The organism is Pseudohaemophilus parahaemolyticus, assembly GCF_938021905.1.
GTDB lineage: Bacteria > Pseudomonadota > Gammaproteobacteria > Enterobacterales > Pasteurellaceae > Haemophilus_A > Haemophilus_A parahaemolyticus_B.
Genome location: NZ_CALIFA010000066.1, coordinates 19,032 through 38,201, shown reverse-complemented (window position 1 = coordinate 38,201; position 19,170 = coordinate 19,032). Strand labels below are relative to the sequence as shown.

15 protein-coding genes are annotated in these 19,170 nt (G+C 39.3%); 7 read left to right on the top strand and 8 right to left on the bottom strand.

The features are described from left to right. Positions 1 to 95: 95 nt before the first annotated feature. On the bottom strand, positions 96 to 1,394 hold the full coding sequence (locus QMF79_RS06565) for an AmpG family muropeptide MFS transporter (protein ID WP_281773201.1): 1,299 nt from the start codon (positions 1,392 to 1,394) through the stop codon (positions 96 to 98). 149 nt (positions 1,395 to 1,543) lie between these two features. Further along, positions 1,544 to 2,560, bottom strand: coding sequence for a UDP-glucose 4-epimerase GalE (gene galE, locus QMF79_RS06560; RefSeq protein WP_281773200.1), 1,017 nt, complete (start codon positions 2,558 to 2,560; stop codon positions 1,544 to 1,546). A gap of 106 nt (positions 2,561 to 2,666) precedes the next feature. Between galE and sppA the strand changes: the two genes are divergently transcribed. Beyond that, complete coding sequence (gene sppA / locus QMF79_RS06555) at positions 2,667 to 4,532, top strand: signal peptide peptidase SppA (protein ID WP_281773199.1); 1,866 nt, start codon at positions 2,667 to 2,669, stop codon at positions 4,530 to 4,532. 76 nt (positions 4,533 to 4,608) lie between these two features. On the opposite strand, the gene nhaB is transcribed toward sppA, so the two are convergent. Continuing rightward, positions 4,609 to 6,153 (bottom strand): sodium/proton antiporter NhaB, encoded by a 1,545-nt coding sequence (nhaB, locus tag QMF79_RS06550; protein WP_111426874.1) that lies wholly within the window; start codon positions 6,151 to 6,153, stop codon positions 4,609 to 4,611. A 183-nt stretch (positions 6,154 to 6,336) separates the two neighbouring features. On the opposite strand from nhaB, the gene fadR reads away from it, so the two are divergent. Further along, on the top strand, positions 6,337 to 7,071 hold the full coding sequence (gene fadR / locus QMF79_RS06545; protein ID WP_111426873.1) for a fatty acid metabolism transcriptional regulator FadR: 735 nt from the start codon (positions 6,337 to 6,339) through the stop codon (positions 7,069 to 7,071). Positions 7,072 to 7,094: 23 nt separating this feature from the next. After that, a complete protein-coding gene (locus QMF79_RS06540; RefSeq protein ID WP_111426872.1) occupies positions 7,095 to 8,189 on the top strand; it encodes a PhoH family protein in 1,095 nt (364 codons plus the stop codon). 36 nt (positions 8,190 to 8,225) lie between these two features. On the opposite strand, the gene QMF79_RS06535 is transcribed toward QMF79_RS06540, so the two are convergent. Then, entirely contained in the window at positions 8,226 to 9,065 is an 840-nt protein-coding gene (locus tag QMF79_RS06535; RefSeq protein WP_281773198.1) for an inorganic triphosphatase, read from the bottom strand. A 57-nt stretch (positions 9,066 to 9,122) separates the two neighbouring features. Between QMF79_RS06535 and QMF79_RS06530 the strand changes: the two genes are divergently transcribed. The 3 genes from QMF79_RS06530 to serS are packed head-to-tail and all read left to right on the top strand — an operon-like array spanning position 9,123 to position 12,372. Beyond that, complete coding sequence (locus QMF79_RS06530; RefSeq protein ID WP_281773197.1) at positions 9,123 to 10,526, top strand: YcjX family protein; 1,404 nt, start codon at positions 9,123 to 9,125, stop codon at positions 10,524 to 10,526. A gap of 33 nt (positions 10,527 to 10,559) precedes the next feature. Beyond that, positions 10,560 to 11,042: an SsrA-binding protein SmpB gene (smpB, locus tag QMF79_RS06525; RefSeq protein WP_281773214.1), complete on the top strand. Its 483-nt coding sequence runs from the start codon at positions 10,560 to 10,562 to the stop codon at positions 11,040 to 11,042. Positions 11,043 to 11,064: 22 nt separating this feature from the next. Next, positions 11,065 to 12,372 carry a serine--tRNA ligase gene (gene serS, locus QMF79_RS06520; protein ID WP_111426868.1) on the top strand — a complete coding sequence of 436 codons (1,308 nt, stop codon included), beginning with the start codon at positions 11,065 to 11,067 and terminating at the stop codon, positions 12,370 to 12,372. Positions 12,373 to 12,430: 58 nt separating this feature from the next. Here the strand turns inward: serS and QMF79_RS06515 are convergent, their stop codons facing one another. Then, a complete protein-coding gene (locus QMF79_RS06515; RefSeq protein ID WP_281773196.1) occupies positions 12,431 to 13,282 on the bottom strand; it encodes a thymidylate synthase in 852 nt (283 codons plus the stop codon). Between the two features lie 81 nt (positions 13,283 to 13,363). Here QMF79_RS06515 and QMF79_RS06510 point away from each other — a divergent pair, with 81 nt between their 5' ends. After that, positions 13,364 to 13,915, top strand: a complete 552-nt coding sequence (locus tag QMF79_RS06510; protein WP_119222556.1) for a hypothetical protein — start codon at positions 13,364 to 13,366, stop codon at positions 13,913 to 13,915. Between the two features lie 35 nt (positions 13,916 to 13,950). Here the strand turns inward: QMF79_RS06510 and malT are convergent, their stop codons facing one another. From malT to QMF79_RS06495, 3 genes are all read right to left on the bottom strand, one after another. After that, entirely contained in the window at positions 13,951 to 16,656 is a 2,706-nt protein-coding gene (gene malT / locus QMF79_RS06505; protein ID WP_281773195.1) for an HTH-type transcriptional regulator MalT, read from the bottom strand. Between the two features lie 154 nt (positions 16,657 to 16,810). Next, complete coding sequence (gene malM / locus QMF79_RS06500) at positions 16,811 to 17,713, bottom strand: maltose operon protein MalM (protein WP_119222555.1); 903 nt, start codon at positions 17,711 to 17,713, stop codon at positions 16,811 to 16,813. A gap of 158 nt (positions 17,714 to 17,871) precedes the next feature. Then, positions 17,872 to 19,146: a maltoporin gene (locus QMF79_RS06495; RefSeq protein WP_281773194.1), complete on the bottom strand. Its 1,275-nt coding sequence runs from the start codon at positions 19,144 to 19,146 to the stop codon at positions 17,872 to 17,874. Positions 19,147 to 19,170: the final 24 nt, after the last annotated feature.

Here is a 19,170-nt window from a genome sequence, read left to right as displayed (position 1 = left end):
ACTTCTCTTCTCTATTTTTTCTGCTATAAATGGAAATAAAGCCAGTATTTTACACGGAAATAGCTGGCTTTTCTATTGCAAATTTTTCTTAAAATTTAACCGCTTGTTTTCTCGTTGCTTTCTACATTCCAAGGGGCAACCTTAAACAACATCAACATTCCTGGGATAGCGACAAAAAAGCAGATCCAGAAAAAGTGATAGTAGCCAAAAGCTTCCACCAAATGCCCTGTATAAGCCCCTAAGAATTTACTCGGTAAGGCGGCAAGGCTAGTGAAAATAGCCAATTGCATTGCGGTATAAAGCGGGTTGGTTTCACGTGCCATAAAGGCAACAAAAGCGGCAGTGCCTAAGCCTACGCCTAAGTATTCGCCCGCCATCACAAGCCCCAATTTTAAAAGTTCATTTGTGCCGATAGAAGCGGTCTCAAAATGCCCAAAACTTGCAAGGTAAGCAAAGCCCAAGATGGTGACCAATTGCACACTACCAAATAGCCACAAAGCACGGTTTACGCCAAGTTTAAGCATAGCGATGCCGCCCACAATGCCGCCTCCAATACTGCACCAAAGTGAGGTCGTTTTTACCACAGCGGCAATATGTGATTTGGTAAAGCCCATATCCAAAATAAATTTGGTTTGTAGCGAAGTAGCGAGTGAGTCGCCCAGCTTATAAAGAAAAATAAAAAGGATTAACCCCAAAGCGCCCATCACGCCTTTACGCGTGAAAAACTCAACAAAAGGATCCACAAAAGCGGTGTAAAACGGTTTGCTTTTATCCACAGGCGAATGTTGCGGTTCTTTGGCAATCAGGGTAATCAACAAACAAGGCAACATAAAACTTGCGGTGATGATAAACACCGTTTGCCAAGGGTAATGATCTGCTAAAAATAGCGATAATCCACCAGGAATGATCCCCGCAATGCGATAAGCATTTACGTGAATGGAGTTACCCAAACCGAGTTCGTTGTCGCTTAAAATTTCGCGACGAAACGCATCAATCACAATATCTTGTGTCGCTGAGAGAAATGCCAACACAACCGAGAGAAGTGTGATGACGCCAATATCTTGCACGGGATCAAAAAAGCCGTAGCTGATTAAAATCAAAAATAGCCCGATTTGTGAGAGAAAAATCCAACTACGACGGCGCCCTAAAAAAGGAGGGAAATAGCGATCTAATAAGGCAGCCCAAAGGAATTTCCAGGTGTAAGGCAGTGAAGTTAATGTGAAAGCGGCGATGGTTTTGATATCCAAATTCATTGAAGTAAACCACGCGGGCAGAAGTTGGATTAACACAAACAGCGGCAAGCCAGAACAGAAGCCTGTATAAAGGCAAAGCAACATATTCTTCGTAAAAATTTGTTGCCAGATGGAAGGTTGAGAAGATGGAGAAGCGGTCATTTTTTTCTTATATTCAAAAGAGAAATTATGGAAGGAAATATCAATGATGTTGCTTGTCGTAGGGACGGGGTTTATCCCCGTCCGATAAATTGAATAAGATTTTGTGTGGAGATAAACTCCATCCCTACGATAATTACATTAGGACTAAACTAGCCCTTATATCCATTCGGGTTATTTTTTTGCCAATTCCACGTATCACGCATCATTTCATCTAAGCCGTGTTGTGTTTTCCAACCAAGCTCTTCCCACGCTTTTTGCGGATTTGAATAGCAGGTTGCAATATCCCCAGGACGGCGATCGACTAATTTGTATGGCACTTCAATATTGTTTGCTTTTTCGAATGCTTTGACCATATCTAACACAGAGTAGCCCACGCCTGTGCCAAGGTTATAGATGTGGCAGCCTGCATCATCTTGGTGTTTTTCTAACGCTTTTAAGTGACCTAACGCCAAATCTACCACGTGGATATAGTCACGCACACCAGTGCCATCATGGGTGTCGTAGTCGCTACCGAATACAGAAAGCTCTTTCAATTTACCAACTGCCACTTGGCTGATGTACGGCAATAAGTTGTTTGGAATGCCGTTTGGATCTTCACCAATTAAACCGCTTGAGTGAGCGCCTACTGGGTTGAAGTAGCGCAAGATAACGGCACTTAATTGTGGGAAGGCTTTGACCGTATCTTCTAAAATACGTTCCACCATATATTTTGATGTGCCATATGGGTTGGTTGTGCCGCCAACTGGGCAAGATTCCACAATTGGGATAATTTGCGGATCGCCATACACCGTTGCCGATGAGCTGAATACAATCGTATTCACGCCTGCTTTGAGCATCTCTTCAACTAATACAATAGAGCCTGTGACATTATTTTGATAGTAACGCAATGGCTCACGCACGCTTTCACCCACGGCTTTTAAGCCCGCGAAATGAATCACCGACTCAATTTTATTTTCTGCAAAAATTTTGCGTAAAATGTCGCGGTCTAACACATCACCTTTGTAAAAAGGCACTTTTTTGCCCGTGATTTTTTCAACACGTTCAATCGAAATTTCAGATGAATTGCTTAAATTATCTAACACCACCACTTCGCGGTTTGTATTTAATAATTCAACAATGGTATGCGAGCCAATATAACCTGCACCGCCAGTCACTAGAATTGCCATAATAAACTCCTTGTATGAATAATTTGGCTTATTTTAACCCGATTTTATTAAATAATCTTTGATTTTGTGCTAATTTAGTCACTCATTTTTTTACTCTGAGATTCCTATGTTAAAGCTACTCAAAGCACTCTACCGAGTGTTCCGTTGTATTCGTGAAGGCGTGGTAACACTCTTCTTCCTACTGTTCGTAATGATCAGCTTTGCTTTTGTGTCATTGCTCAGTTCATTTAACGGTAAGGCTGAAAGTGAAACCATGTCAACCTTTGACTACGGTGCGTTAGTGCTCAATTTAAACGGCTATTTGGCAGATAATCGCGAGGAATACCCCGATTTCTACCGCTTGTTAGAAGCTGAAATGGGCAACGAGCAACCGCAAAAATACTCGACTTTTGACGTCGCGAATGCTATTCGTCAAGCGAAAGTTGATGAAAAAATTACAGGACTGGTATTAGATTTAGCTAAATTCGAAGGTGGGGATTATCCTTCGCTTGATTATCTTGGCAAGCTGATCGAAGATTTCCAAGCATCAGGCAAACCCGTGATTGCAATTGGTCACAGCTTCAGCCAAAAACAATATTATTTGGCAAGCTTTGCCGATCAAATTTACCTTAACAGTGCAGGCTCTGTGGAGTTAGAAGGCTTGAAATATAGCACACTCTATTTCAAATCGTTATTCGACAAAATTGAAGCAACACCATATATTTTCCGTGTGGGCACTTATAAATCTGCAGTTGAACCACTTATTCGCGATGATATGTCTGCAGAAGCCAAGCAAAATACGACTGCTTGGTTGTATCCAATGTGGCAAAATGTAAAAGAGAAATTGGCAGAAAATCGAAAAATTTCTGCCGAAAATATCGTACCGCCATTAGATAAACTGGTTGAGATGCGAAAACAAACCCAAGGCAATGAAGCTGATTTTGCGTTAAAGCAACAATTCGTGACCCATATCAACAGTCAAGCGGAAATTCGCCAAGCACTAGCGAATAAATTCGGAGCAGACGACGAAAAAGGATTCAAATCCATTGATTACCAAGATTACGCAAGCGGTCTGATTGATCGTTTTAATCGCAAAGGTGAAAACAAAATCGCTGTAGTCAATATTGAGGGCGAAATCACAATGGGTGAAAGCCTAGAAAACACAGCGGGGGCAGACACCATCATTGCTCAACTGCAAAAAGTGAAACAAGATAAAAGCGTACGAGGATTAGTGCTCCGTATCAACAGCCCTGGTGGCAGTGCCTTAGCTTCGGAACTGATTCGCCAAGAAGTGGAAGCGATTCAAAAATCAGGCATTCCTGTTGTTACATCAATGGGTGGAATGGCGGCTTCAGGTGGTTATTGGATTGCCGCAACTAGCGATAAAATTTTAGCTGATAAAAACACGCTCACAGGCTCAATTGGCATCTTCGGCGTGATGTTCAATTTAGAAAAAACAGCGAAAAATTTAGGCATACGAGAAGATGGTATCACCACCTCGCCATTAGCGGAAATCAGTAGTTTAAAGCCGTTATCTGAAGAGCAGAAAATGCTGATTCAAATGAGCGTAGAGCAAGGCTACCGCGAGTTTTTAGATTTAGTCAGCCGTGGGCGTAACATTGCCAAAGCAGATGTAGATAAAATCGCTCAAGGGCAAGTTTGGTTAGGTACTGTTGCCAAAGAGAAAGGATTAGTAGACCAACTTGGCGATTTTGATGATGCATTATATGCAATGAGCGAGTTACTGAAACAACAACGCTCAGAAAACAAACCAGCTTACGAAAAATTGGTGCCACAATGGTTTGGCGACCGTGATGAGTCTCTTTTTGCCGAACTTTCACGCAGTTTAAACAGCAAAATGCAAGTCAGCTTTGCCAAATGGTTAAACCTTCCGATCGCCAAACAAGCGGACGATTTTGCTCAAACTTTTGCAAAATTTAATGATCCACAATATCGTTATTTGTATTGTTTGCAGTGTGGGAAAATCCATTAATAAATACTAAAAAGTAATTCTAAAAAGAGCAGATCATGATGATCTGCTCTTTGTATTTATTCTACTTTTATTCTCTTTAGCGATTAATAATCCAGCCCCATTGCAACATTAAATCGGTCATTTCAGGGAGGAGAAACTCAAGTGATAGGAATCCAACCACTGAAAGTACAATGGTGTATGGTAATGCCATCCACACCATTTTACCGTATGAAAGTCGAATAAGCGGTGCAAATGCTGAGGTTAAGAGGAATAAGAACGCTGCTTGACCATTTGGTGTTGCAACCGATGGCAAGTTTGTCCCTGTATTGATTGCCACTGCAATCATATCGAATTGTTCACGACCAATGATACCAGAGGTTAAGGCGTGTTTCGCTTCATTGATGTAAACCGTACCCACGAAAACGTTATCTGAAATCATTGAAAGTAAACCGTTGAAAATATAGAACAACGAGAGTTGTGAATGTGGTTCAGCCGCTAGTACAAAGTGGATAATTGGTTCGAAAAGTTTGAGATCGATAATAACCGCAACCACTGAGAAGAACACGATTAACAAGGCACAAAATGGCATTGATTCTTGGAAAGAGCGGCCAAGAGAGTGTTCATCTGTGACACCACAAAATGCGGTGGTGAGGATAATCACGGTTAAACCAATAATGCCTACATCAGCAAGATGAAGTGCTAAACCACAAATAAGCCATATGCCTGCAACTGCTTGAATCGCCATTTTAAAGCGATCTTGCTTTGTCATTCGTTTTTCCTTGGTTTGATTATAGCGAGCAAGGATGACCCATACACGAAGTGGTAACTTTGCTCCATAGCCAAAGAGTTTAAAACGCTCAACGACCAAACAAGTAATAATCCCTGAAATTAATACTGGAATGCTCACAGACCCTACTCGAATTAAAAATTCTACAAACGACCATTCTGCTTGCCCTGCGATAATTAAGTTTTGTGGTTCTCCTACCATTGTCATTACGCCACCTAATGCAGAACCAACACCTGCATGCATGAGTAAGCTACGTAAGAATGCACGAAATTCTTCTAAAATATATTTATGATTAGTAATTTTGTCATCGTTACTCACATCTAATTGCTCTTCAATAGACGTATTACCTGAGGCAACTTGATGATATACTGAATAAAAACCTGTTCCAACACTCATAATAACGGCAATAACAGTTAAAGCATCAAGGAAGGCAGAAAGGAATGCGGCACTGAGACAGAATGTTAAAGCAAGAGCCTTTTTAGAACGAATAGAGAGAAGTAGTTTAGTAAAGACATAGAGCAGAAGCTGTTTCATAAAGTAGATGCCAGCCACCATAAACATAAGAAGCAAAATGACATCAAAGTTTGCCATAACTTCTTGCTTAATATGATGCGGACTAGTCATCCCTATTACAACCGCTTCTATCGCCAATAAACCACCTGGTTGAAGTGGATAACACTTCAACGCCATGGCTAGCGTGAAAATAAATTCAGCCACAAGCAACCAGCCTGCAACAAAGGGCGAAACAAAGAAATAAATGATTGGGTTAATGATAAGAAAACTGACGATTGCCAATTTGTACCAATTTGGACTTTTTCCTAAAAAAGTTTTGAAAAATACGTTTGCTCCTTTCATCAGGAACTCCCTGTACAATGAAGATAAGATAAAGAATAAAAGCCTAATGTGAGTTTGCAATATAATAGAAATTAAGCGACAATACAATTCAATATCGTTGCTTATTTATGCGGTTTTTCTTAGAAAATTTGATAATAATAAAAAAAACGATACATTTTATTTAGTTTTGCCATTGGGGGCATTTTGGATAACTCAACTATTTTAACTGCACAAAGCCCTGCTGCTTTAGCAGAAGAATATATTGTAAAAAGTATTTGGAATAATCACTTCCCTGCAGGTTCTGACCTACCAGCCGAGCGAGAACTCGCCGAACGCATTGGCGTTACGCGCACTACCTTACGTGAAGTATTGCAACGCTTAGCCCGTGATGGTTGGTTACAAATTCAACACGGCAAAGCAACGCGGGTGAATAACATTTGGGAAACAGGTGGTCCAAACATTATCAAAACAATCATCAAATTAGACCGCTCTTATCTACCTATTATTATCTCTAATGTGGTTTCACTACGTACCCGAATGGTTGAATATTATGTGCGTGAAGCAGTAAAAATAGATGCAAAAGCCTCTGCAAATTTATTCTCTGAATTAGATAATTTAGAAAATACCGCTTTTGCTTATGCCTCTTTTGACTACACCCTCTTCCGTCAATTTACTTTTATTGCGAACAAACCTGTTTATGGCTTAATTTTAAACAGCTTTAAAGAGATGTATATTCAAGTTGCAAGCCTATTTTTCCGTGAAGAAATTGCTCGCCTTAGCACATTTGAGTTTTATAAAACGCTAAAAATACTTTGCGAACAAGGAGATGACGAAGCCGTACAACAATGTATCGCAAAAAATCGCCAACAAAGTGGCATTTATTGGACTGAAATTTTACAAGACTTGCCTGAAGATTTTGGAAAACAAGTTACTAGCTAAAATCAAGCTAAAAAGGAACGATTTTGAACGAAATTATCTTTACTCTTTCTCCTGCCGATAACGCCCGCTTGCAATCGCTTTGCGGTGCATTTGATGAACATTTAACCTTGATAGAAAAGAGCTTTAATCTCAGTATTGCACGTCAAGGTTTTGTGTTTACCATTATGGCTGCGGAGGAAACGCACCACTCCGCTACATTGTTGTCACAAGCAGCTAAACTTATTCAACAGCTCTATATTGAAACTGCCCCAATTAAAGGAAAAATAAAAGAGCTCGATTTAGAAGATGTACATCTTGCCATTCAAGAAAGCCGAATGTTGCTACAAAATCATTGGCAATCATCTAACCACGGTGAAATTTCAATCAAAACCAAACGAGGCGTGATTAAACCGCGAGGTGAGCATCAACAAGCTTATTTACGTAATATTTTAACGCACGACATCAGCTTCGGGATTGGTCCAGCAGGGACGGGAAAAACCTTTTTAGCTGTAGCAGCAGCCGTAGAATCTCTTGAGCGCCAAGAAATTCGCCGTATTTTACTTACTCGCCCAGCGGTTGAAGCAGGCGAAAAATTAGGCTTTTTACCAGGGGATTTAGGGCAAAAAATTGAGCCTTATTTACGCCCGCTTTATGATGCCCTATTTGAAATGCTCGGCTTTGAACGCGCACAAAAATTGATGGAACGAAGTGTGATCGAAATTGCACCGCTTGCCTATATGCGTGGTCGTACACTAAACGATGCCTTCATCATTTTAGATGAAAGTCAAAACACGACGACCGAACAAATGAAAATGTTTTTAACCCGTATTGGTTTTAATTCTAAAGCAGTCATTACAGGTGATGTTACTCAGGTTGATCTTCCTCGTAACCAAAAATCTGGCTTAAAACACGCTATGGAAGTGCTAAAAGATGTGCCAGAATTAAGTTTCAACTTCTTCGACAGTAAAGATATTGTTCGCCATCCTGTAGTCGCCAAAATTGTTCAAGCCTATGATATTTGGGAAGCGGAAGATGAAATTCGCCAACAGGCATTAAAAGAAGAACGTAAAACTCAACGAGAATTAGCCAAATTGGAAGCAGAACAGCAAAAGATTTGGGAAGAAGCAAAAGAACTATAAATAGGCGGCTTACCGCCTACTTAAAATAATGAAAAATTAACGAATATTTGCAATTTCTTTTAATATACTGATATTTTTATCTAAATAATTTCTCATTTTCAAATATTCTTGTAATTCCACCATTTTATATTGCTTAAACTCAGAAAATTCGCTCACAAAAATTTGATAAATTTCTTCATCTGGATAAAGGCGTAAATAATCGGCTAATTGCTGTTCCAGAGTATAATTTTTCTCTTTTTGGAGTGCTTGTAAAATTTCTTGTTTAAAACGCTCAGGCCTACCAACAATATAACCGCGTTGTGCTTTGCTTAAACTACTTAACCACATTCCATCTAATTTTGGCATTTGCTCAATAAGCTGAAAAATATCCGCTAATGTTCCTATTTTTAATTCAAATTCAAGCTCACAAATTTTTTCTGAACCAAATGGATTTTCTACTTCGCCTTGATCAAGCACCACTTCAATTTGTGATTGGTTTATTTCAATTAGCCATTGATGGCGTATAAAATCTGTGCTAAAGGTAGGTATGAGTGCTTCAGCAATCTGGTCTGATCCCCCAATTTGCAAATTAAAGTGCGAAACTAACCGCTTAAAATCAGGCTTTTCATTCTCTAATGGCAGATTATATTCAGGGCGAATATGCAGGCCTCCAACAATTTCACCTTTAGTTTTGAGCGTCATTTCATAATGCTGATTTTTCGATCGCACACGAAAACCCATTTGATTAAGAGCGAAATATTGTTCTGGCGTATCAAAATAAGTGTTGCCTAATGCCGTTTCACCTTCATCTAGAACCCGTTGCATTGCAAGCCATTGGGTAAGTGGCACAATGTTTTGTGCCTCAAGCATAATCTTTAATTCAATCTCATTTTCCATTTTTTGTTCTGCCTATTTTTGATATGATCGGAAGATTATTTTATCAGAAAACCTATTATGTTTAATCGAATTAAAAATGAACTCCAAACCTTAGTTCGACGTGGTTTAGACAATCACTTACGCTTAGCGGTAACGGGGTTAAGCCGAAGCGGAAAAACAGCGTTTATTACTAGCCTTGTCGATCAACTTTTACATTATCAAACAGCAAACTTACCTCTGTTTCAGGTAGTAAAATCGGGGCAAATTGTCTCGGTCAAACGTATTGAACAAGGTAATTTAACCATTCCACGTTTTGAATATGATAAAAATCGTCAATGTTTAGAAGATACGCCTGCACGTTGGTGCGATTCCACGCGTGGTATCAGTGAAATTCGCTTAGTCATTCGCTATAAACGTAAGGGCATTTCTCGCCATTTAGCGGAAGAAAATACGCTCTATCTGGATATTTTTGACTACCCAGGTGAATGGCTGCTGGATTTACCAATTTTACATCAATCTTTTAAAGAATGGTGCGAAGCACAGCAATTAGTACACACTGGAAAACGTGCAGAGTTAGCGAAAGAATGGTTACAAGCGGTCGAAAATTTGGATCTTTTTACAAAAGCCGATGAAAACCAACTTGCAAATTTAAGTGAAAAATACACCGCTTATTTATTAGAATGCAAAGCAAACGGAATGCAATATATTCAACCTGGGCGATTTGTACTGCCTGATCAAAATATGCAAGGTGCACCTGTTCTACAATTCTTTCCATTATTAAATTTAACGGAAACGGATTGGAGAAAATTAGAAAAAGCAGATAAAAATAGCACCTATAAAATGTTGGAAAAACGCTATTACCATTACCAGCAAAAAATAGTAAAACCGTTTTATGATCATTATTTTTCTCGTTTTGATCGTCAAGTAATTTTGGCAGATTGTTTAACGCCATTAAATCACGGTTATCATGAATTTATGGAGATGAAAATCGGCTTGCAGCAATTATTTAAACATTTTCATTATGGCACGAGAAATTTATTTTCTCGCCTTTTTTCCGCACATATTGATAAATTGCTATTTTTAGCGACCAAAGCCGATCATATTACACCAGAACAAATTCCGAATTTAGAAAGTTTAATGCGTCAATTAGTATTAGAAGGCGGAAATCATACCGCTTTCGATGGCATAAAAGGGCTAGGCTACTATGCGATTTCGAGTATTAAAACGACTGATGTGGTAAATGTCACTAAAGGAGGGCAATCTTTCAAAGCGGTAAAAGGCGTGCGTTCCAATAATCCATCACAAGTGTCGGTCACTTATCCAGGTAGCGTACCGAGCCGTTTGCCGAATGCAAGTTATTGGCAATATAACCAGTTCGATTTTGACCAGTTTGAACCAAAACATATTGAATATGATGAGCCTATTCCACATTTACGGATGGATGCAGTGCTACAGTTTTTATTGGCTGATATGTTAGATTAGGGTAAAATCGGTTTTATTTTTAACAAGAATTGAATTATGGCAAAGAAACCAAAAGTAGCTTCGAATACTATCGCACTAAATAAGCGTGCTCGTCACGAATATTTTATCGAAGAAGAAATTGAAGCAGGCTTAGAATTACAAGGCTGGGAAGTAAAATCCTTGCGTGCAGGAAAGGCAAATATTGGCGATAGCTATGTTACTTTCCGCAGTGGCGAAGCCTTTTTATTTGGGGCGACCATCACCCCATTAAACGTGGCGTCCACCCATATTGTAGCAGACCCAACTCGCACCCGTAAATTGTTGCTCAACAAACGTGAACTAGACTCTCTCTTTGGTAAAGTAAACCGTGATGGGATGACGGTTGTCGCACTTTCTGTTTACTGGAAAGCAGCTTGGGCAAAAGTGAAAATCGGTGTGGCGAAAGGTAAAAAACTGCACGATAAACGTGAAGATATTAAAGATCGCGAGTGGCAAGTTGCAAAACAACGCATTATGAAAAACGCTGCTCGTGGCTAATTTTTAACAAAAGGAATATAAGATGATAGACCAAAACTTACTGCGTACTAACTTAGATGAAGTAGCAAACGCACTTAAAATCAAACGTAATTTTATTTTAGATGTTGAGCAAGTCAAAGCGTTAGAAGAAAAACGCAAAGTATTGCAAGTAAAAACAGAAACATTGCAAGCAGAACGTAATGCTCGTTCTAAAAATATCGGTGCAGCAAAAGCGCGTGGTGAAGATATTTCTGCATTATTGGCGGAAGTAGACAATATGGGCAATGAGCTTAATGAAGCGAAAAAAGCTCTTGATGAAGTGCAAGTGCAAATTAAAGAGTTGCTTTTAAACGTACCAAATTTACCTGCGGAAGAAGTGCCATTAGGTAAAGACGATAGCGAAAACTTAGAAGTCACTCGTTGGGGCAAACCACGTCAATTTGATTTTGAAATTAAAGATCACGTAACCCTAGGCGAAAACTTAGGCGGATTAGATTTTGGTGCTGGTGCAAAATTAACCGCAAGCCGTTTTGTGGTAATGAAAGGTAAATTAGCCCGCTTACACCGTGCGTTATCGCAATTTATGCTGGATTTACACACCGAACAACACGGTTATGTAGAAACAAACGTACCATTCTTAGTAAACCACGACAGCTTATTCGGCACAGGTCAATTGCCAAAATTTGGGGAAGATTTATTCCACACTCAACCATTAACGGGTCAAGATCCTAACGAAGTTCAACGCTCATTTAGCTTAATTCCAACCGCTGAAGTACCAGTGACGAACTTAGTACGCGATGAAATTATTGAAGAAGAAAAACTTCCGTTAAAATTGACCGCTCACACCCCTTGTTTCCGTTCAGAAGCAGGCTCTTACGGTCGCGATACTCGCGGTTTAATCCGTATGCACCAGTTCGAAAAAGTGGAAATGGTACAAATCGTTGCACCTGAAAAATCAATGGAAGCGTTAGAAGAATTAACGGGACATGCTGAAAAAGTATTACAACTTTTAGGCTTACCGTACCGCAAAGTATTACTCTGCACGGGCGATATGGGCTTCGGTTCTTGCAAAACTTACGATTTAGAAGTATGGTTACCTGCTCAAGATACTTACCGTGAAATTTCTTCTTGCTCAAATATGTGGGATTTCCAAGCTCGCCGTATGGCAGCTCGTTGCAAAGCGAAAAATGATAAGAAAACCCGTTTGGTTCACACCTTAAACGGTTCTGGTTTAGCGGTTGGTCGTACCCTTGTTGCAGTGTTAGAAAACTACCAAAATGCTGACGGTTCAATTACTGTGCCTGAAGTGTTACGCCCATATATGGGTGGGGTAGAAGTGATTACCGCTTAAGCCTTCTTAAACAAAACGCAGAAATTATGAAAATTTCTGCGTTTTTATCTACTTTTCATTACACTGAAAATGGATACTGAATACTCTGGTGGTATTCATAGCCTTCTACTTTGAAATCATCGAGCGTAACCCAAGTTTCTAAATCTTCGAGTGATTTAATATCTGGGTTGATAATTAGTTTCGGTGCAGATAGTGGTTCTCGTTTGAGCTGCACATCACGCATAAGCTCAAGTTGATCTTCATAAATATGTGCATTCACAATTTTATGGAATGCTTGCCCTGCTGTGTGTCCTGTGATTTGAGCCATTAACGCAAGGAAAGTGTAACATTGAATCATATTCCAGTTTAATCCAAGCGGCACATCGGCGGAACGTTGTGTACTGTTTAAGTAGAGTTTGCCATCTAAAAGTGAGAAGTGATGGCTATGTAGGCAAGGACGTAGGCAACCTAAATCAAACGCACCAGGATGATAGAAGGTATAAATTTCACCACGATTATCAATACCGCGTTTTAAATCATCGACAATTTGACGAAGCAGATCGACAGAACCGCCATTAGGTTTTGGGAAGTTACGCCCAATTGCTCCATAAACTAACCCCATATCATCTTCGCCTTTTCGATACGGGTTATTAAGCCAAGCTGTATTTTCGTTAGCATTAGCATCCCAAGATTTTGTGCCTAAGGCTCGGAAATCAGCAGCATTACTGTAACCACGAATATAGCCTAATAGCTCAGCAATAGCCGCTTTCCAGAAGCTACGGCGAGTAGTGACAAGAGGAAATTCGCCATTTTCAACATTGTAGGTTAAATCAGCGTTAATTACTGTTAAACAACGCTTACCAGTACGTTCATTGGCTACCCATTTGCCTTCATTCACGATACGATTACACAAATCAAGATACTGTTTCATTCAATCCTCAAGCAAAAATATTTTATTTCGGGTAGAATTGTATCAGTTTTAATATTTCCAAAAAAGAAATCAGGAGTAAAAATGAAAAACCTTGTAAAAATCTTTTTAATTTGCACGGTGGGGGTTCTTGCCGCTTGTTCCAATCAAAATACGACATTACCACGCTTAAGCGAAACTGAACTAGACCAAAAATCTTATGCCATTGCTTATAGCGTAACAGGACAAACCTATAAAGATCGTGTTACCAAAGATTACGATATTGCTCAATTTACTCAAGGTGTGACAAATTGGTATTACAACCGTGTACCAATGCCAATCGAGCAAATTCAAGCCTTAACCATCAACCGTTTAGTCGATCACAAAGAATATGCCTATAATAGCGGCGTAATTTTTGCTGATGCTTTCCAACAAAAGGTGAATTATCTTGATCCAAGTTGTTGGGGCTTGCTGCATAAGCCAAGTATGATCCAAGGGATTGATGATGCAATGCACGACTTGCAAAAAAACAACCAAGTACGTGATGATGAATATATCCGCAATGGTTCAGATCAAATTATTCAATTATGTGTAAAAACCATTGTTTATGATGAAAAACAGCCAAAAGAGAATATTAAAAAACAACAAAATAGATAAAAGTTTGAAGGCAGAATGTGAATTCTGCCTTTTTCTTAGTTATATCCCATCATCTTCAATAAACTTTTCGTATACTCAATCGCCTCAATCCTATTTTCAACACCAATCTTTTGGTATAGGTTGCGTATGTGCGTTTTGATTGTGGTTATTGCAACGACTAATTCTTGAGAAATTTGTTCATTGCTATAACCTGCATAAATTAGCCCAAGCACTTGCCATTCGCGGGAAGTGAGCGGACTTATTTTGAGCAGTTCAGGCAGCTGTGGATTTTTCAGTAAATGACTTACAAACTCTTCATCAAAATGGGCGAATTTATGACGATGATGCTGGTTAATACTACGCAAAATAAATTTCGCTTTATGCGTTGATAAATCATCTAACACATTAATTTGCAGTAATTGGCGGATTTGTTCAGCCATCAATTCACCTTCAATCACGAACGCACTAATAAAATTAGTTTGTTGGCTGAGATTTAAGGCTTGGATTAAATCGCGTTGAGCTAAATCGTGCTGACCTTGTTGATAATAAATGCGATTGCGTAAAATCAACGCTCGTTGTGTGTCGCTAATTAAATTAAAGATTGCCGTGGTTTTTAATAAGCGGTTTACGATCTCCAATGCTTTATCAAACTGTGCTTGCAACAAATAACAGCGGGCAATATTTCGCCATTGGCGTTGCAAGAAATGATTATGATCTTGAGTCGGGAACGTGGTTTGTGCCAACCACCCTTCAAGCGGTGCTTTTTCTTCTCTAATTTGCCAATAATAGAGCTGAACTTCATCAAAAGTCGTTAGCCAATCGCGATGAACAGAATGGCTAGCAAGCAGGTTTTTACCTTGTTCAATTAAGCGGGAAGCATTCGTTAAATTCCCTTTAGTAAGAGAAATTTTTGCGATCAATGCCAAGCAATGTGCTTGTTCACTCTCTTTTTCAAGCACTTCTATCCCCGCATTTGCCATCTCTTCAGCTTCATCTAAGTGATGCCATTCCCACAAAATTTGTCCGCGTAAACGGAATAAAAATTCGTGCATCGGAATTTTGTGTAAAAGTTGAGCCTGTTGCGTCGTATCTTTCAGTAAATCATAAGCAGATTGTAGAAAACCTTGAGCGGAAAGCATTTCAGCTTGCTGTAATTTTGACCAGAGCCATTGATGATAAGCAGAGTGCTCTAACGCCATCTTTTCTACTTTTTGCATTCGCTGCAAACCTTCTTTGAGGTAACCTTGGCAATGTTGTGCTTCGCCAATAATAGAATTAGCGACAATTTGAGCATAGCCAACTTTAGAAGAAAAATGTACTAAAGCACGGTTCGCAAGCTGGTAAGCTAAATCCTCATTGCCTTCATTAATCGCAACTTGAGCTTGCAAGGCTTCAAAATGAGCCTGTAAATCCTCTTCAAGAGGTTGATTTGGTTTAAAATTTTGCAAGATTCCCGAGACTTCTTGATAACGATGCTGGCTTTGTGATAACCACGCTTTCAACAACACTAAATTCGAATCCTGCCAAATCTGCTCAGCAGGCATTAAATTTAAACACTCTTCGAGTAATTTTAATTGTCCTTGATGGAATAATTTCCAACCATATTCTTGCAATACTTGATAAAGTAATGCTGGCTCTTCTAAAATTTGAGCGTGATATAAGGCTTCTGTGCCATTACCTAGCTTTAGCCATTCCGTTATAGCAAGGTGATGTAATGTTCGCCAAGTTTGAGGGTGTTCCATTCTGCAACGCTGGCGTAAAAAATCAGATAAAATCGGGTGAAATTGCCACCACGTTTCGCCATTCTCGTAAATATTACGTTGTACAAATAAGCCTTGTTTTTCTAATTCTGCAAGTTGATAAATCCCATTTTCTGCTTGCGTTAAAGCGAATACGAGGCGTTCATTCATCTTATGTAGCAGAGCACAACATTGCATAAAATATTGCGTTTGTGATGGAATGAAATGGAAGACTTCCTCGCTCAAATAATCTTCTATATATTGCTGACTCAGGCTAGCAAATAATTTCTCTGGTGTATTAAGCCATTCTGGGGAAGTTTTTAAACTAAAGCAAAGTAGTTGTAGTGCACTAATCCAACCTTGCGTGTGCTCATAGAGGAGATGAAGTGCTGTTTCACTTAGGGTAATATTCGTTGCTTGTTCAATCAATTGACGACATTGTTCAAGATCGAAGGCTAAATCATTTACGCCTATTTCAAGCAATTTCTCACGCAATCGTAATTGTGTGATGCTGATGGGAGGAAGCGTACGAGAAAGCAAAATGAGATGCATCGTTTCAGGCTGATGCTTTAGCCAAAATCGAATTGCTTCGTGAATTTCTGCATTTTCGATCAGATGATAATCATCCAATATAAGATAAAAAGGGGAACGAATGCTTTGTAATTCAAGCAAGAGTTCATGAAAATAGCGGGTAAGATCATCTTGAAAGAGGCAATGACTAAAAGAGAGATGCGTTGCGTCCCGTAATGCTTGTGTAAAATAGCGAGCAAATTCGACCGCTTGATTATCACTTTTATCTAAACTTAGCCAGCTAACTCGCTGATGTTTTGCAGTTTGAATAGCTTGCCATTCAGCCATTAAGGTCGTTTTGCCATAACCTGCTGGAGCAGCAAGTAGAGTAAGGGGATAATTTTTTGTTTTTTCTAATTTTGCCAATAATGCAGGACGTTCAATCTTATTTTCTTTTTTCGAAAAATGAGCAATAAATTTACTCGACATTAAACCCGAAATTAGAGATGGCATCCTTTCTTTTCCTCTTTTTATGATGTATGGCAGTTTGATTTTAGCAATTTTTTACAGAAAATGGGGGAGAAATTTTTGGTAACCAGAATGTAAAAAAGCCATCACGGTGTTGCAGCAGTGATGGCAAAAGGATCATTATGATAAAAAGATAGGATTATTTAGATGAAACTTGCTGTAAGAAAATTTTACGAGGTTGAGTTAAGCCTAATTTTTCTGCTTCATTGACCAAGTTCATTGCTTTATTAATGTCATGATTTTTCAGCGCACTTTTCACCGCTTGGTTGAAATATTGCTCAGTAGTTTGTTCTACAGGCTGAGCAAGCGGTTCATTTTTAACGCTTTTTTGCATTTTGCTCGCTGTTGGTTTTTCCTCTCCCACACTTTGCGTAGGTGCAGTTTGAGCTTTACTTTCAAAGATCGCACCGCCTTTAGCAATATTACCTAAACCGACAAATTGCGTTGATTGTATGCCATCCACCTCTAACTCAATTTTACCCGAATTGGTATGTTTGACCATAATATCGGCAATTGCTGGCGGTTGGTTGCCTTTTGCCTTTTCATAGAGTTTAGCAGGGTGAGTGAATTGGGTTTGCCCATTCAGATCTTGTTCAGTGGTGTAGAGAAGCACATAAACAAAATCTTGCCCTGAAACAGGCGTTAGGCTTAATTCAGCTTGTAATTGGTTACCTTCTAATCCTCGCTCTTCCGCTTTTTTAAATTGGGAGGCTGGATATTTGAGAGAGACATTGTAATTGCTATCAAGCACTAATACATTCGGTACAAAAATGTGGTTGTTATCTACGACCAAACTTTTAATTTTGATATTTAATGTGCCTTGATTGGCAGGAATTTTGTAACCAATAACGGCACTGTCTGTGCCTGCAAGATTTTTAGCGAAAGCAACAATTTTTGCCTCGTTCACATCGCTGGTAATTTTTTGCGATAAATCGACCGCTTGCCAATTGAAATTGGCGAGTTCAGTTTTAGATGGTTCGTTTGCAAAAATAGCACTTGAAAGGGCAAGAGCGGAAAATAAAAGGGAGAGTTTGAATTTCATAAATTATCCCCTGAAATATTCATTGTAATAAATTGTAGGGGCAGGGTTTATCCCCGTCCGATAATATGAAAAGGACAGGGATAACCCCTGTCCCTGCGATAATTTCAAGCGGTCGATTTTTGCAAATGATTTACCCATTTTGACCGCTTTATAAGCTACTACCACCAAGCCTCAAATTGTACGCCACCGATAAATTCGCCATCTTTCGCTTTGTAACCTTGGTTAGTGCGAGCTGCGGTATTGAATTTATCATTCCAGTGTGCGTAAGTACCGAATATACGGATGGCAGGACGTGCCCAAATGCTGTTACCTGCTTGCCATTGTTGTGCAACAGTGTATTTCATTAAATCATTTTTCTTGCCAGTAGCTTGATCTTTAATGCGGTCGTAGCCCACTTCTAATAAAGTGCTCATCGTGTCTGTCCATTTATACATTGGACGGATGCCGGCAGAGTACCACGTTTTGCCTTGTTTGTTATCTAAATCATTTTTTTGATAGATTAAGGCATACATGACTTCTACTTTATCACTTGCTTGGAATGTACCTTGGTTGATTAAGCGAAGCATATTGCCGCGTTTATCTGCAGAACTGCCACTAGCATGCCCCGCACCATCCACCATTGAGTCTTTTGCATATTGTACGGTAAATTTATTGAAGCCACCGAAGAAGTTACCTTGGGTGTATTCTGCTGTACCCATATAACCTTTTTTCACTGCGTTATCGTTAACGAAACGTGCATCATCTTTGGTGTGAGCTTTAGCATAATCGAAACCTAATTCTAATGAACCATCTTTCCATAATTCAATATTCGCTAAACGCACATCAAATACATCGTTATAAACCGATTTTTTCTGAGTACGATTGCTCTTATATGTTTTTGTTGCGTGGTCATAATAGTAAGAGAATGCACCATCACGCTCAGTATTACGGGTTGCTGCTACAGATAATTTACCAAAGCCTAAATCAATGTTCTCAACCCCTGCACCAGGACCAGAAATATCCCAGTAGTAGAAGTCGTTCATATGCACATCATGGCGTTGGTAGAAGCGTTTACCTGCCCATAATGTTGCACCTGGTAACACATCTGCAAAGTTTTTAAATTGTGCGTTTAATTCGCGTAATGCTGGGCTAGTATCTGTCCAGTCGTTATCATTTAACGTACCACCATAAGCAACGTTAGAATCAAAGTAGATAGATTTCTCGCCTGATTTGAATAGTTCTTGACCTAATTTAAATTCTGCATAGGTATCAGATTCATTACCTAAACGGTATTTAGAACCACCACCATTTACCGAGAATGCAGATTGTTCACCACCGCCTGATGTCCAGCCGATGCCTGAACGAGCATAACCATGAAAATCAACAGCAAATGCTGTGCTAGAAAGTAATGCACCAGATACGATTGTTGCTAATACTGTTTTATTAAGGCTCATAATAAGCTCCTTTAGTTTTGTCAT

Excerpts from the sequence above, each read along its gene's own strand:
- QMF79_RS06495 (WP_281773194.1), bottom strand. The coding sequence starts at position 19,146 with ATGAGCCTTAATAAAACAGTATTAGCAACAATCGTATCTGGTGCATTA.
- QMF79_RS06530 (WP_281773197.1), top strand. The coding sequence starts at position 9,123 with ATGTTTAATCGAATTAAAAATGAACTCCAAACCTTAGTTCGACGTGGT.
- nhaB (WP_111426874.1), bottom strand. The coding sequence starts at position 6,153 with ATGAAAGGAGCAAACGTATTTTTCAAAACTTTTTTAGGAAAAAGTCCA.
- QMF79_RS06535 (WP_281773198.1), bottom strand. The coding sequence starts at position 9,065 with ATGGAAAATGAGATTGAATTAAAGATTATGCTTGAGGCACAAAACATT.
- sppA (WP_281773199.1), top strand. The coding sequence starts at position 2,667 with ATGTTAAAGCTACTCAAAGCACTCTACCGAGTGTTCCGTTGTATTCGT.
- serS (WP_111426868.1), top strand. The coding sequence starts at position 11,065 with ATGATAGACCAAAACTTACTGCGTACTAACTTAGATGAAGTAGCAAAC.
- QMF79_RS06515 (WP_281773196.1), bottom strand. The coding sequence starts at position 13,282 with ATGAAACAGTATCTTGATTTGTGTAATCGTATCGTGAATGAAGGCAAA.
- malM (WP_119222555.1), bottom strand. The coding sequence starts at position 17,713 with ATGAAATTCAAACTCTCCCTTTTATTTTCCGCTCTTGCCCTTTCAAGT.
- QMF79_RS06510 (WP_119222556.1), top strand. The coding sequence starts at position 13,364 with ATGAAAAACCTTGTAAAAATCTTTTTAATTTGCACGGTGGGGGTTCTT.
- galE (WP_281773200.1), bottom strand. The coding sequence starts at position 2,560 with ATGGCAATTCTAGTGACTGGCGGTGCAGGTTATATTGGCTCGCATACC.
- QMF79_RS06565 (WP_281773201.1), bottom strand. The coding sequence starts at position 1,394 with ATGACCGCTTCTCCATCTTCTCAACCTTCCATCTGGCAACAAATTTTT.
- malT (WP_281773195.1), bottom strand. The coding sequence starts at position 16,656 with ATGCCATCTCTAATTTCGGGTTTAATGTCGAGTAAATTTATTGCTCAT.